Genomic DNA, 13,612 nt, shown 5'->3' with positions numbered 1-13,612 from the left:
CTACCGGGCTCCTCCTTCAGACCAGCTCGGACCGTTGTCGACGGGCACCGAGCGGTTCCCGTTCGGTGAGTAGATGACGAAGACCGCGTTGCCGTCGGCGTCGTAGTCCACGTTGGCCTCCGCCACCGGCGACTGACGCGGCGGCTCCGGCTCGCGGTCGGCGTAGGCCCCCGCGGTGTAGTCGACCGGGCTCGGCGACTCGGGGAGGCCCTGGTTGTAGACCTGCCCGGCCGCGGTCCCCGGTCGCGCCTCGTCGCGGAAGGCCGGCTCGTCGCGCTCGACGGAGCGCGAGTCGAACCACTGTCCGGCCACCCGCTCGCCCTCTTCGCCGCTCATCGAGGACCCCAGGGCGTACGTCGGTGTGCGGCTCGCGCTCGCACCGGCACCCAGCGCTCCGGCGGCCGTCACCGGCGCCTGGTTGGGCACCTGCTCGGCGGTCATCCTCGGTCGGCTGCCGGTCAGCTCGTGCCCGGGCATGTAGACGCCGCCGGGGCTCGAGACCGATCCGGTGCCCGCCGTGGCACCGCCCGGTACGGGCGGCCGGTCCTCGGTCGCGTCGCGGACCCCGGCCTCGGTGCCCGTCCGGGCACCGACGTACGAGGAGAGCATCGAGGTGAGCCGGCCCATGCCAGGCAGCGGGATGCCGTAGGCGGCGGGCCGGGTCAGGCGCCAGGCCAGCACGGTCAGCACCGCGATCAATGCCAGCTGCAGCACGAACCACATCGTCGAACCCAAGATCGCCGAGTCCAGCCGCAGCAGCAACAACGCGACCAGGAAGTAGATCGGGCCCATCACCAGCGGACCCACCACCCGCTTCAGCATCGCCACCGCCGCGTCGCGCGTGTGGTCCAGCATGAACAGGACCCCCGCCGCCGGCGCGAACGGCACGATCAGCCGGATCAACGCGAACGACAGCAGGATCGCCAATCCGGCCACCAGCAGGAACCCGCACACCACCACGACCACGACCAGGTTCACCAACGCCGTGGTCGCGCGCTGGGACCAGTGCTCACCCTTGAAGTACTCATAGGCGACCGGATCGGACTTCTTGACCGCCTCGGCATGCTCCTTGAACGCGTCCTGCTTGGCCTCCAGGACTTTCTTGCCCTCGCCGTTGGGGTCCTTGCGGTAGGTGTCGTACTCCTGCCAGGAGAAGTGCGTCGACCTGAACACCCGCGGCCCGTACCTCTTCGCGGTGGCCGAGTCCGGGTCACCGAAGGCGCCGGCCAGCCAGGTGCGGTACTGCGTCGAACGCACCACCTCATCCATCTGGCCGTCCACGGCCTTGACCGCATCGGTCTCACCGAAGGTGTCGTCGTTGACGCCGGGCACCGTCCGGCCGTCGTTGAACCCGGTCGCGATCATCCCGGTCGCCGACCGGACCCCCTCATCGACCAGCTTGGTCGACTCGACCGGGTACTGGATCAGCCACGAGGTCACCACCAGCACGCCCAGCGCCCAACCCGCCGCGGTCACCGCCCGCGCGAACCGGCCGTCCCGCGCTCGGATCATCACCGTCGCCGCGACCAGCAACAGCACCACGCTCACCCACGGCGCCCACACCCCATCGGTGACCGCCTTGCTCGCCGCCACGATCGGGTCGTCCAACGCCCTCAGGAACGAGTCCTCCCCGATCACCGCGTTCAACAACGCATGCGACCAGTTCGGCAGGATCCCCGAGATCTCCAGCATGATGTTGCCGATCGAGGTCCCGGCCCCCGCGACGAACTGCCCCGTGCACCCGTTGTCATAGGTCCACCACTGCGGAGTCGTGCCGTAGGCCGACTCCAACGAGACCTCGTCCTTGTTCCGGAACGGATCCAGCTCGTCGTTGATCTTCTCCGGGTCGTTCAGCTCGGTCCCGGCCTTCGACGCCGCCCCCAACGCCGTCATCCGCACGATGAAGCTGCCGTCCCCGTACGGAGAAGCCGGCATCGGCGCATCCAGGTTGTTGCACGCATCGCTCACACCCGAGAGCCCACCCGTCGGATCGAACGGGATCGGGATGTCGATCCCCTTCGGCCCCGCAGCCGCCGCCGGACCGGCGACGGACAGCAGAGCCACCACGAGTACGACGAGGGCAGCGGCCCTGCGGCGCAGGGGTGTCCTGTGGTGAGCGGGGCGCGGCAGCATCAGCCGATCCCATCTCCGGAGAGCTCGGTCCTGGAGTGGTCGGCCGGGTCGCCGCCGATGGCGCGGCTGACGCGGCGCGTCGGGTCGGCGGTGGTGTTGAGCGCCTCCTGCAGACCAGGGTGGTGGTTGAGCGTGACCTTGATGATCTCCATGCCGCCGTGGCCGGTGTCGCCACCGAGGCCGTCGCGGTAGATGAACTCGCGGTAGCCGAGCTGCTCGTCACCCCGCCTCGTGCGTGGCGAGAGACGTGCCAGGATCGACTCGTAGCCCAGTCCCTCGGGCTTGCCGAGCAGCTTGAGCGCGTCGCGCTGGGCGGTCTCGTCCTGCGTACGTCCCACGAAGGCCGCCCCGACGAAGTTGTTGATGTCGGAGCCCAGGATCGCGGAGGCGTTCTGGGTCGAGACCAGCGCGGCACAGTTGTTCTTGCGGGAGTCGCTGGAGAGCTTGTGGACCAGGGCACGCCCGGTGCCGCCGGAAGCCTGGGTGACCTCGTGGGCCTCGTCGAGCGCGAACAGCTTCCGCTCGTTGGGGTCGCTGCGGTAGATCAGGTGCAGCGCGGACCACGCGGCGAGAGTCATGATCGGGCGCGCCATCTGCTCCTCGGCGCTCCACTCCTCGCGCGGCACGTGCTCGGGCGGGGTGTTGAGTCCCTTGAGGTTGTAGAAGGTGAACGGCGTGCCCTTCAGCTCCTCGTCGGACTGGAGGAAGTCGTTGCCGAAGAAGAGGCGACCGAGCTCGCGCTCACGTGCGGCGGCGAGCTCGCGGGCGATCTCCTGATCGCCGCCATCCCCCTCGAAGAGCATCTTCACGATCGTCGAGGTGTCGGCGCCGCGGTCGGCCTGCGCCTCCATGACACGGGCACGGATGCGCTTGAGCACCTCCTCGTTGTTGGCGAGTCCGACCGGGAGGCAGGCGCGGAGCACCGAGACGGTCAGGTCGCGACGCTGCTGTACGGCGGCCGACCGCTCCCGATGGAGCCTCTCCGCGAACTCGTGGTCGGACATCGCCTCGGCCCGGATCAGCTCCGGGTTGGGGTCGGGGACGACGGCGTACGGCGAGAGCGACCCGGGGCGACCGCCGAGGACGTCGACGCTACGGGCGCGGGCGGGCACCTGCCGGCCGTTGAAGATGCCGCCGCCGATCTCGGGCAGCGTCATCAGCCGCTGCAGTCGTCCGGCGGGGTCCATGGCGACGCCGTGGATGCCGGACAGGATCGACATGTAGATGACGACGCCCATCAGGGTCGACTTGCCGGACCCGGGTGTGCCGACCAGCGGGATCAGGCCGGCCTGCTCCATGACCTCGGTGAGGTACCACGGGTCCATCAGCACGGCCCGGGACGCCATCGCCGAGGTCTCGCCGAGGTAGAAGCCGCGCTTGTCACCGACCTCCGCGGTGACCGCCGGGAGCCCGGCGGCGACCTTGAGAACCGGGAACTTCCGGGCGTGGGCGGTCGAAGCGAGCGGCTCGCCCGGGACGAACTCGCGAGCCAGGTGGTACTGCCCCAGCTGGCGGGTGATCTTGATCTGCGGGCGGTAGAGGTCGACGACCTTCTGCGCCTTGTCGAGCGTTTCCGCCTCCGTGCGACCGGTGACGGCGATCCGGTACCAGCCCCTGGTCCGGGTGGACAGGCCGGTGAACTCCGAGCGCATCTCGTCCTCGACGTCGGCGGCTCGGCCGGCCTGGCGGGAGAGCTGCTTGGGAGGCCGCTTGCCGTGGTCGTCGGACCAGTGGCTGACCTGGCCGTCGATGCGGCGGGTCAGGGACGCCATCTCGCGGGAGACGTCCTCCGGCGAGCGAGGCTCGACCCGGAACGACCACTCCACCGGGAAGCCGAGCGCGTCGGTCTTCGCCATCCACGGCGCATGGGTCTCCGGCACCTCGATGTCACCGATCCGGGAGACCGTCAGCACGCACACGTGGCTGGTCTCCTGGCGGCCGCCGATGCTGCTGGTGACCTGCACCGTCGGCGCCAGCGGCTCGGCCGACCAGGCGACCGACTCGAACCACTCGGCCATGTCATCGGTGTCGAGGAAGTTCTGCTGGGCCTCACCCGGCTCGGGCACGGGGATCTTGGCGCCCAGGGAGAGCGAACGGGCGATCATCCACTCCATGTCATGACCGACCGCCGGGCGCGCGGAGAAGCCCGGACGCGACATCACCCGGTTGACCGTGTCGAGGCGCTCGCTGATCGCGGCCATCTCCCGCTCGGCGGCGCCGGCGGAGAACTTCGCCAGCGTCCGCACCGTTGCGTCGCGGCGGCCGAGGTCGACGCCGTAGTAGACGAGCTTGTCGGCCTGGCTGTGCGCCGCCATGTGGGCCTGGTTGCGCGCCATCATCTCCTCGAACCCGGGCTGCGGGTCGGGGGCGTTCGCGAACGCGGCGTGCGCCCAGTGACGTACGGGATAGGGGCGGGTGGTGACCCGGCCGTGGACCGTGTTCCCGACCAGGTCGGCCAGCTGGCTCGCCTGGTCGGTGATCAGGGCCTCGAGGTCGGAGTGGGCGCGGAACGACCAGGTCTGCGGCTCGGCGAGGTACCAGGCGATGATGCGGTCGCTGGTGAAGGTCAGGTGACCGCGCACCTCCTCCAGCGCCCACTTGTCGCCTCTGGGCTCATGGACGCCCTTTGAGTCGTCGCCGCCCCCGCCGAAGACGCGCCTGCGTCCCGGCTTGGGCTTCTCGAAGCCAGGCCCGTAGGCCCGCTCCGTTCGCGGCCGCCTCATGCGGTTCCTCCGTTGTTGGGTGCGTCGTCGCCGTCGAGGCGCTTGCGGTAGTCGTCCACACTCTGCGGGCGCCCGTCAGGCACCGCCCGCTCGTCCTGATTGTCCCTGGGACGCGTACGTCCCGAGGGCGCATCCTCGAAGTCGTCCCATTCCTCGGCGTCGTCGAAGCCTGGCTCCGGTGCGATCACCACGGCCGGTCTGACCGCGTGGGAGAGCGGCTGCCGGGCCGGCTTGGGCGCGGGCTCCTTCCCAGGCTCCGGCGCGGCCTTCGGGGCGGCCTGCTGGGTCGCCGGGGCCGCTGCGGGCGGCGGCGGAGGCGGAGGAGGCGGCGGGGGTGGCGCTGTGGGCTGCACCTTGGGCTGCACCTTGGGCTGGGCCGCGGGCGGAGGCGGCGGTGCAGCGGACGCCGTGGTCTCGGCGGTCGGAGCCGGCGGCGCAGGCGGAGCGACCGGAGCGGCCGGCTCTGTCGGCTCTGTCGGCTCGGGGGACGGCTGCGGGCGCGACGTGGGCTGCTCCGGCTCCTGCCGGGCCTGCCACGGGGCGCCACCCTTCCACGGAACGTCGCGAGGCTCACGCGGCGAGGAGGACGGCCGGCTCGACCAGCCGCCCTTCGCCGGACGTACGCCGGGGGCGTGCTGCTGACTCACCGGCTGGGCCGCGGGCTGGACCGAGAGGTGGGCCGGGAGCGGCTCCTCGACGACCTTCGCCTCGATCACGGGGCGCACGGGCGCAGCCTTGCCGCGCACCGGCACGGCTGAGGCGGAGCCCGACGCGATGGGTCCTGCCTGGGCGCTCGGGGTCGAGGTGACGACCGTCGCCTGCAGCATCCTTGTCGAAGGGGTGGCACCCGGCTGCTGCGCGAACCGCCGGCCGGGTCGTCGCATGGCCTTCGCCCAGCCACCGCGGGGGCTCGTGGCGTGCCGGAAGGCCACAGCCGCGCCACCTGCGTACTCGGCGCTGGTCTCCACGCGCGGCGTGGTCAGCTCGTGCCAGAAGGTCATCAGCCAGGCGCCGGCCGAGCTCTCCGAGCTGATGTAGTCGGAGGCCTTCATCGAGAGGTAGGAGGCACCGATCAGCCACAGTCCCATGCTGAGCAGCGTCACCGGCATGCCGAGCTTGCGCAGCAGCACAAGCGTCAATGGTGCGATCACCAGAAAGAGGAAGATGGTGCGGTAGCGCATCTCCCCGATGTAGCGACGAGGGGGACCGAGATAGGTCTGGTCGACCTCGTACAGCTCGTCGTCGTCAGGCAGCCTCATCCCCGAGATCCCTCCCTGGGTTAGCTAACGGGACCGAGTTCACCCCTTGAAAAGACCAGCCATCCACTGACCGAGGTCCGTGGCGTTGTTGCCCACGGCCAGGCCGAGGACGCCTAGACCGATGATCAGGCCACCGACGATGGTGACGGCCTTGGAGATGTTGCCGCTGCGGGCAGCCCACAGGACCGTGACGCCCAGGATCAGCACGACCAGCGTGATGATGTTGTCGGTGATCCACTCGGCCAGGCCGCCGGTGCCATACTCGGCGGCTTGAGTCGTACTTTGAATCAACTGGTGCGGTGCCATTGTTCTGCTCCCTTTCCCGAGGTGAGGTGTGGTTGCGTGATACGTCCGGAAGTATTCGGTTGTCCCGCCCGGCGCAGCCCCATGCGGCACCGGTGGGTGGAGGCGCCTTGCCCCTCCCGCGGGCCGACGCGAACTCCCGGGCATCGGCATTTCTGGACAAACGCCACCGCCATGTGAGACGAGCGTAGTCCCCAGACCGCCGTAGCGCACCTCGTTCCACCTGACGACACGTGCCCACGCGCGCCTGCGGGCGCTCGGTCGACCCCGCCTCATCAGGCCGCCATGCCACAGACCGGACCACTGGGCGCGACACTGTCCCGCTCAGTGGTCTCCTTCGCTGAATTCTTGCGAGTGGAGGCTAACTTCAGGGAATCTATATCCCGGTGCATCCTCGCGAATTTCGCGCGCTTGCGTCCGGATTCGCGAATTTACACAACATTCAATCGGATTTCTCGGGAGGACGAGCTCACATGGACAAGAAGAAGATCTTCATCGTCATCGGCGCACTGTTCGTCGGATTCTGGCTGTTCACCGATCCGCAGGGACTGACCAACACGGTCTCGGCTATCGCCGGCGGCATCTGGGGCGTCACCACCGACGTCTTCGGCGGCGTGATCGGCACGATCGAGGGCTCCACCCGCTGACCTCGCCCGCAACCTACGCCGACGCGGGTGCGTCGGCGCGCTGGACTCCTTTTTCCTGGCTGCGCGGTTTGGGGACCGATCAGCACGGATAACTGTTTGACGCCGGACACCGCGATGACCAGACTTCGCTTGTCTCGATGTCAAGATAGTTTGGAGTCGTCTTGTCCTCTCACTTCATCCGATTGAGGGACAAGGTCCTCTCAGACGACCCGCTCATCCGGGCGATGTCGTACCAGTCGGTGCTCTCGGCCTTCGCCGAAGGCACCTTTCTCACCGGCTCGGCGGTCTTCTTCACCCAGATCGTCGGCCTCTCCGCCGCACAGGTCGGCCTCGGTCTCACGATCGCGGGCGTCGCAACCTTCTTGTTCGCCGTCCCCCTGGGCCGACTCGCGGACCGTCTCGGCACCCGGTTCACGTGGATCGCCGGTGCCGTCCTCCAGGCGCTGCTGTTCGGCGCCTGGGTGCTGGTCGGCGACTTCGCGGCGTACGTCGCCGTCGAGGTGCTCCTCGCGCTCGCCTCGTCCTGGCAGAGGTCGGGCCGCGACGCCTATCGGATCTCGGTCTTCCCCGCGGCGACCCGGGTGCGCTCGTTCGCCTACATGCGTGCCGCGCGCAACGTCGGCTACACGCTCGGGGCTCTGGCAAGCGGTCTCGCCCTGGCCGCCGACTCCAACACCCTGATCAAGGCCGTCCCGCTGATGACCGCCGTGGTACTGCTGGTCAACGCCTACTGGATCTCGCGCCTCCCCCGCCTCGCCGCCGCTGCCTCGCCCGGCGACCTGAAGAAGGACGTACGCGACCGCCTCGGCGCCCTGCGCAACCGCGCGTTCCTCGCCACGACCTTCTTCGACGGCGTGCTCGGCACGCACCAGGTCCTGCTCAACGTCGTCATCCCGCTGTGGCTGGTCCAGGAGACCGACGCGCCGCGGGTGCTGCTGGCGTGGCTGTTCGGCACCAACACCGTCATGGCCGTCGGGCTGCAGGTCATCGCGGCCCGTGGTGTGACCGACGTGACGACCTCACTCCAGGCCCAGCGCCGCGGCGCGCTCTGCTTCCTCGCCTCCTGCGCGATCATCGCGGTCACCCACGACACCGTCGGCCTGGTCACGATCGCCCTCGTCTGGATCGGTCACGTGACCGTCACCGGCGCCGAGCTCTTCCAGTCCGCCGGCGAGTGGGGCCTGGTCGCCGACCTCTCCGACCCGGACCACCGCGGCGACTACCAGGGCGCCGCCCAGGTCGGCTACACCCTCGGCACCGTGTGGGCTCCCGCTGCGTACACGTTCCTGGCCATGGAGCTGGGCCACCTCGGCTGGGCCATCATCGCGGGGATCATCGTCGTCGCTGCCATCGGCGTCCATCCCTCCGCCCGCGCCGCCGAGCGCTACCTGGCCCGGCGCACTCAGCCCGTCCCTGCCCCGGCGTGACGCCTTTCGCGGCCTACGTCAGACGAACAGCAGGGGTACGCCGACGAGCAGCCCCCACACCAAGGTGGCCAGACCCGTCTGCTGGAGGACCGGGATCAGCCGCGGGCCGAGGTTGTCGCGGTCGAGAATGGTGCGAACGCCCTGCGCGGCGACAGCGATGAACCCGAGACCGAGCAGCGCCCACCAGGACGTCGTCAGGGCCACGAGCACGACGGCGACGGCGGCGACGGCCACGAGGGCGACGTAGAGCCAGCGGGTGCGCGCGTCGCCGAGACGTACGGCGAGGGTGATCTTCCCCGACTCGGTGTCGCCGGGGATGTCGCGGAGGTTGTTGGCGACCAGCAGCGCGGAGGTGATCGCGCCGATCCCGACACCGGCCCACAGCGCACCCCACTCCCAGGTCTGGGTCTGGACGTACGTGGTGCCGATGACCGCAACGAGCCCGAAGAAGACGAAGACCATGACCTCGCCGAGACCGGCGTAGCCGTAGGGGTGGGAGCCGCCGGTGTAGTACCAGGCCGCGACCATGCAGATCAGGCCCACGAGGATCAGCCACCATGCTGAGGTCAGCGCCAGCACCAGGCCCGCGACCGCGGCGATCCCGAACGCGATGAACGCGGCACGCTTGACCGAGGAGGGTGACGCGAGGCCGGAGCCGGTCAGCCGCAGCGGACCCACGCGCTCGTCGTCGGTCCCCCGGATCCCGTCGGAGTAGTCGTTGGCGTAGTTGACCGCGACCTGCAGCGCCAGCGCCACGACGAGCGCGAGCAGCGCCTTCCACCAGACCAACCCGCCGGCGTGCGCAGCCACTCCTGTGCCGGCGATGACGGGCGCGAGCGCCGCGGGGAGGGTGCGGGGGCGGGCTCCCTGGAGCCACTGAGCGGAATTTGCCACCCCGCTATTCAACACCGGGGGTCCGGCGAGCGAGCCCCGGGGTAACACGGTTACCCCCGCCAGCTTCGCCCGAAAACCAAACGACCCCTGCCTTGGGGGGAGGCAGGGGTCGAGGGGTGGGGGTGTGGGGGACGGATCAGGTCTTCGGAGGATCGTTGGAGTCGACGCTCAGCTCGGCCTCCATGGCCTCGATCTCCTCGGCCAGCTTGTCGGGGGGCGGCGCGCTGGGCTCGGCGGACTCGGCACCGGCGCCACCGGAACCGGCCGTGCGGCGCTTGTTCCACACGTCGAAGGCGACGGCGAGCAGGAGCACGAGGCCCTTGATGGCCTGCTGCCAGTCGATGGAGACACCGAGCAGCGACATGCCGTTGTTGAGGACACCCATGACGAGACCACCGATGATCGCGCCGACGACGGTGCCGACACCGCCGGTGACGGCCGCGCCACCGATGAAGGCGGCGGCGATCGCGTCGAGCTCGAAGTTGACGCCGGCCTTGGGGTTGGCCGCGGTCAGGCGGGCGGTCGTGACCAGGCCCGCCAGCCCGGACAGGAGCCCCATGTTCATCATGACCAGGAAGTCGACACGCTTGGTGTTGACGCCGGACATCGTGGCCGCGTCGACGTTGCCACCGATCGCGTAGACGTGCCGGCCGAAGACGGTCTTGTTCATGATGAACGTGTAGACCACGATCAGCCCCGCCAGGATCAGCCCGACGATCGGCAGTCCGCGCGCGTCGGCGAGCAGGTAGGCGAAGTACATGATCACGATCGTCAGCAGCGCCAGCTTCACCACGAAGAGCGGGAAGGGCAGGACGTCGAAGTTGTAGGCCGTCTGGGCGTTGCGGCGACGCACCTCGAGGAAGATCAGCACACCGACGGCGGCCACGGCGATGAGCAGCGTCAGGTTGTGGAACCCGGTGTCCGGCCCGATCTCGGGCAGGAAGCCGTTGCCGATGGCCTTGAACTGCTCCGGCAGGCCACCGACGGTCGCGCCCTTGAGCACGACCAGAGTCAGACCGCGGAAGAGCAGCATCGAGGCCAGCGTGACGATGAACGCCGGGATCCCGACGTACGCCACCCAGAAGCCGTGCCAGGCGCCGATCGCGGTGCCGATCAACAGGCCCAGGAAGACGGCCAGCCACCACGGGAAGTCGTACTGGGTCATCATGATCGCCGAGGCGGCGCCGACGAAGGCGGCCACGGAACCGACCGAGAGGTCGATGTGGCGCGCCACGATCACGATCACCATGCCGATGGCCAGGATCAGGATCTGGGCGTTCTGGACGACCAGGTTGGAGACGTTGAGCGGCTTGAGCAGCACGCCCTCGGTCGAGATCTGGAAGAGGATGACGATCGCCGCCAGAGCGATGATCATCCCGTACTGGCGGACGTTCCCGCGCAGCGTGTTGAGCAGGGCATTCATCGGGGGTTACTTCCTCGCGTCCGCGGTCATGTAGCGCATCAGTGACTCCTGGGTGGCCTCTGAGCGGTCGAACTCATGGGTGATCACGCCCTCGGCGAGCGTGTAGATGCGATCACACAGACCGAGCAGCTCGGGCAGCTCGGAGGAGATCACCAGTACGCCGCGACCGCTGCGGGCGAGCTCCTGGATGATCCCGTAGATCTCGTACTTGGCGCCGACGTCGATGCCTCGGGTCGGCTCGTCGAGGATCAGCAGCTTCGGGTCGGTGTACATCCACTTGGACAGCACCACCTTCTGCTGGTTGCCGCCGGAGAGCTTGCCGACCCCGGCGGTGATCGAGGGCGCCTTGATGTTGAGGTTCTTGCGGTAGCCCTCGGCGACCACGACCTCCTTGTGCTCGTCGACGACGAGCCCGGTACGCAGCTTCTTCAGCGCCGCGGCGGTGATCGAGGTCTTGATGTCGTCGATGAGGTTGAGCCCGAGGCCCTTGCGGTCCTCCGAGACGTACGCGATGCCGGCGTCGATCGCCTGGGTGACCGTGTTGAGCTGCAGCTCAGCGCCGTCCAGCACCAGCGAGCCGGACGTCCGCGAGCCGTAGGAGCGCCCGAAGATCGACCGCGCCAGCTCCGTACGTCCTGCGCCCATCATCCCCGCGATGCCGACGATCTCGCCGGCCCGCACGGACAGGTTGGCCTGGCGGATGACCTCACGGTGGCTGTCCTGCGGGTGCATGACGGTCCAGTCGCGCACCTCGAAGAGGACGTCCCCGATGGAGGGGGTGTGGTCGGGGAAGCGGTTCTCGAGGTCGCGGCCGACCATCCCGCGGATGATCCGGTCCTCGTCGACGCCACCGGCGGCGACGGAGAGGGTCTCGATGCTCTGGCCGTCACGGATGATCGTGATCTCGTCGGCGATCTGCTCGATCTCGTTCAGCTTGTGGCTGATCATGATCGAGGTGATCCCCTTCTCCTTCAGCCCCTCCAGGAGCGCGAGGAGATGCTGGGAGTCGTCGTCGTTGAGGGCGGCGGTCGGCTCGTCGAGGATGAGCAGCTTGACCTCCTTCGAGAGCGCCTTGGCGATCTCGACCAGCTGCTGCTTGCCGATACCGAGGTTCTTCACCGGGGTCAGCGGGTTCTCCCGCAGGCCGACCCGCGCGAGCAGGTCGATCGCCTCGCGGTTGGCGCGGCCCCAGTCGATGACGCCGCGCTTGGCGGTCTCGTTGCCGAGGAAGATGTTCTCCGCGATCGAGAGCTCGGGGATGAGGGCGAGCTCCTGGTGGATGATCACGATGCCGGCGGCTTCGCTCTGCCGGATGTTGGCGAACTTGGCGGTCTCGCCCTCGAAGACGATGTCGCCGCTGTAGGTGCCGTGGGGGTAGACCCCGCTGAGCACCTTCATCAGGGTGCTCTTGCCGGCGCCGTTCTCACCGCAGATCGCGTGGATGTCACCGCGGTTGACGACGAGATTGACGTCGGCGAGCGCCTTGACGCCGGGGAACTCCTTGGTGATGCCGCGCATCTCCAGGATCGGTGAGCTCATGTGGTTCCTGCTATCTGGCCAGGGGCCGGCGTGGGCCCGGTCCGGAGGGACCCGGGCCCACGCCGCGTACGGGGTGCTACTTGATCTCGTCGGCGGTGTAGTAGTCGGAGTCGACGAGCACCTTGGTGACGTCGTCCTTGGTGACCACGACCGGGTCGAGGAGGTAGGACGGAACGACCTTCTTGCCGTTGTCGTACGTCTCGGTGTCGTTGACCTCGGGCTCCTCGCCCGCACCGACGGCGATGATCATGTCGACGGTCACCTTCGCGAGCTCGCGGGTGTCCTTGAAGATCGTGGAGTACTGCTCACCGGCGTTGATCGACTTCACCGACTGCACCTCGGCGTCCTGACCGGTCACGACCGGGAGGTCGGCGGTGGTGTAGCCGTTGCCCTTGAGCGCGGCGATGATGCCGAGCGAGAGGCCGTCGTAGGGCGAGAGCACGCCCTGGACCTTCTTCGAGGCGTACGTCTTGGTGAGGATGTCCTCCATGCGCTTCTGCGCGGTGGCGGGGTCCCAGCGCAGGATCGCGGCCTGCTTGAAGTCCGTCTGACCGGAGGGGATGACGATCTCGCCGGACTTGATCAGCGGCTCGATCACCGACATCGCGCCGTCCCAGAAGAAGGTGGCGTTGTTGTCGTCGGGCGAACCACCGAAGAGCTCGACGTTGTAGGGGCCCGCGCCCTTGGCCTTCAGACCCTCGACCAGCGAGGTGGCCTGCTGCACGCCGACCTGGTAGTTGTCGAAGGTCGAGTAGTAGTCGACGGCCTCGGTGTCGCGGATGAGGCGGTCGTAGCTGATCACCGGGATGTCCTGCGACTCGGCGGTCTCCAGGACCTCGCCGAGCGCGGTGCCGTCGATGGCGGCGACCACCAGGACGTCGACGCCCTTGGTGACCATGTTCTCGACCTGGGAGACCTGGGTCGGGATGTCGTCCTCGGCGTACTGCAGGTCGACGTCGTAGCCCTCGGCCTCGAGCTGCTTCTTGATGTTGTTGCCGTCGGCGATCCAGCGCTCCGAGGACTTGGTCGGCATGGCCACACCGACGGTGCCCTTGTCGCCGCCCTCGCCGCCGTCGCCGCCGCCGCATGCCGCCAGGCCGAGCGCAAGCGCCGCCGCGGTGATCGTGGTGAGTACCTTGCGCACTTACCTGCTCCATTTCATCTACGGCCACGTCGGTAGGCCTACGCGCCGCTGTCGGGGGTGCTGGAGACCGGCGCACGGGCCGGTTCCCAGGTGAGTCAGATCACAGATGTGAACGCTCAC

The 13,612-nt window shown here is 68.8% G+C and carries 10 protein-coding genes; 2 read left to right on the top strand and 8 right to left on the bottom strand.

Annotated elements, in window-relative coordinates; all coding sequences use genetic code 11:
* The 4 genes from ABZ796_RS17660 to ABZ796_RS17645 are packed head-to-tail and all read right to left on the bottom strand — an operon-like array spanning position 1 to position 6,421.
* Complete coding sequence (locus tag ABZ796_RS17660; protein ID WP_357338553.1) at positions 1-2,133, bottom strand: hypothetical protein; 2,133 nt, start codon at positions 2,131-2,133, stop codon at positions 1-3.
* Positions 2,133-4,856 carry an ATP-binding protein gene (locus ABZ796_RS17655; RefSeq protein WP_357338552.1) on the bottom strand — a complete coding sequence of 908 codons (2,724 nt, stop codon included), beginning with the start codon at positions 4,854-4,856 and terminating at the stop codon, positions 2,133-2,135. The genes ABZ796_RS17660 and ABZ796_RS17655 overlap by 1 nt, the downstream gene beginning before the upstream one ends.
* Complete coding sequence (locus tag ABZ796_RS17650) at positions 4,853-6,115, bottom strand: hypothetical protein (RefSeq protein WP_357338550.1); 1,263 nt, start codon at positions 6,113-6,115, stop codon at positions 4,853-4,855. Before ABZ796_RS17650 ends, ABZ796_RS17655 begins: the two co-directional genes overlap by 4 nt.
* Before the next feature lie 39 nt (positions 6,116-6,154).
* Positions 6,155-6,421, bottom strand: coding sequence for a hypothetical protein (locus ABZ796_RS17645; RefSeq protein ID WP_091043078.1), 267 nt, complete (start codon positions 6,419-6,421; stop codon positions 6,155-6,157).
* A 470-nt stretch (positions 6,422-6,891) separates the two neighbouring features.
* On the opposite strand from ABZ796_RS17645, the gene ABZ796_RS17640 reads away from it, so the two are divergent.
* Together ABZ796_RS17640 and ABZ796_RS17635 are read left to right on the top strand one after the other, a co-directional pair.
* Positions 6,892-7,065, top strand: coding sequence for a hypothetical protein (locus ABZ796_RS17640; RefSeq protein ID WP_160158737.1), 174 nt, complete (start codon positions 6,892-6,894; stop codon positions 7,063-7,065).
* Between the two features lie 224 nt (positions 7,066-7,289).
* On the top strand, positions 7,290-8,492 hold the full coding sequence (locus tag ABZ796_RS17635; protein ID WP_357338548.1) for an MFS transporter: 1,203 nt from the start codon (positions 7,290-7,292) through the stop codon (positions 8,490-8,492).
* A gap of 18 nt (positions 8,493-8,510) precedes the next feature.
* Here ABZ796_RS17635 and ABZ796_RS17630 read toward each other — a convergent pair whose 3' ends face one another.
* The 4 genes from ABZ796_RS17630 to chvE form a co-directional block, all read right to left on the bottom strand.
* On the bottom strand, positions 8,511-9,386 hold the full coding sequence (locus tag ABZ796_RS17630) for a 1,4-dihydroxy-2-naphthoate polyprenyltransferase (RefSeq protein ID WP_357338546.1): 876 nt from the start codon (positions 9,384-9,386) through the stop codon (positions 8,511-8,513).
* 136 nt (positions 9,387-9,522) lie between these two features.
* The gene (gene mmsB / locus ABZ796_RS17625; protein WP_357338544.1) at positions 9,523-10,809 is read right to left on the bottom strand and encodes a multiple monosaccharide ABC transporter permease; all 1,287 of its coding nucleotides are present in this window, start codon (positions 10,807-10,809) and stop codon (positions 9,523-9,525) included.
* 6 nt (positions 10,810-10,815) lie between these two features.
* Positions 10,816-12,348: a multiple monosaccharide ABC transporter ATP-binding protein gene (gene mmsA / locus ABZ796_RS17620; protein WP_357338542.1), complete on the bottom strand. Its 1,533-nt coding sequence runs from the start codon at positions 12,346-12,348 to the stop codon at positions 10,816-10,818.
* Between the two features lie 76 nt (positions 12,349-12,424).
* Positions 12,425-13,492: a multiple monosaccharide ABC transporter substrate-binding protein gene (gene chvE / locus ABZ796_RS17615; RefSeq protein WP_357338540.1), complete on the bottom strand. Its 1,068-nt coding sequence runs from the start codon at positions 13,490-13,492 to the stop codon at positions 12,425-12,427.
* Between the last annotated feature and the right edge of the window lie 120 nt (positions 13,493-13,612).

This window comes from Nocardioides sp. NPDC047086 (assembly GCF_040643685.1).
Classification (GTDB): Bacteria; Actinomycetota; Actinomycetes; order Propionibacteriales; family Nocardioidaceae; genus Nocardioides.
Note: the sequence above shows the minus strand (reverse complement) of the source record. Positions and strands in the feature narration are given on the sequence as shown.

Coding starts and splice junctions, on each gene's coding strand:
- ABZ796_RS17635 (WP_357338548.1), top strand. CDS start 7,290: ATGTCGTACCAGTCGGTGCTCTCGGCCTTCGCCGAAGGCACCTTTCTC.
- mmsA (WP_357338542.1), bottom strand. CDS start 12,348: ATGAGCTCACCGATCCTGGAGATGCGCGGCATCACCAAGGAGTTCCCC.
- ABZ796_RS17655 (WP_357338552.1), bottom strand. CDS start 4,856: ATGAGGCGGCCGCGAACGGAGCGGGCCTACGGGCCTGGCTTCGAGAAG.
- ABZ796_RS17645 (WP_091043078.1), bottom strand. CDS start 6,421: ATGGCACCGCACCAGTTGATTCAAAGTACGACTCAAGCCGCCGAGTAT.
- mmsB (WP_357338544.1), bottom strand. CDS start 10,809: ATGAATGCCCTGCTCAACACGCTGCGCGGGAACGTCCGCCAGTACGGG.
- ABZ796_RS17650 (WP_357338550.1), bottom strand. CDS start 6,115: ATGAGGCTGCCTGACGACGACGAGCTGTACGAGGTCGACCAGACCTAT.
- ABZ796_RS17640 (WP_160158737.1), top strand. CDS start 6,892: ATGGACAAGAAGAAGATCTTCATCGTCATCGGCGCACTGTTCGTCGGA.
- ABZ796_RS17660 (WP_357338553.1), bottom strand. CDS start 2,133: ATGCTGCCGCGCCCCGCTCACCACAGGACACCCCTGCGCCGCAGGGCC.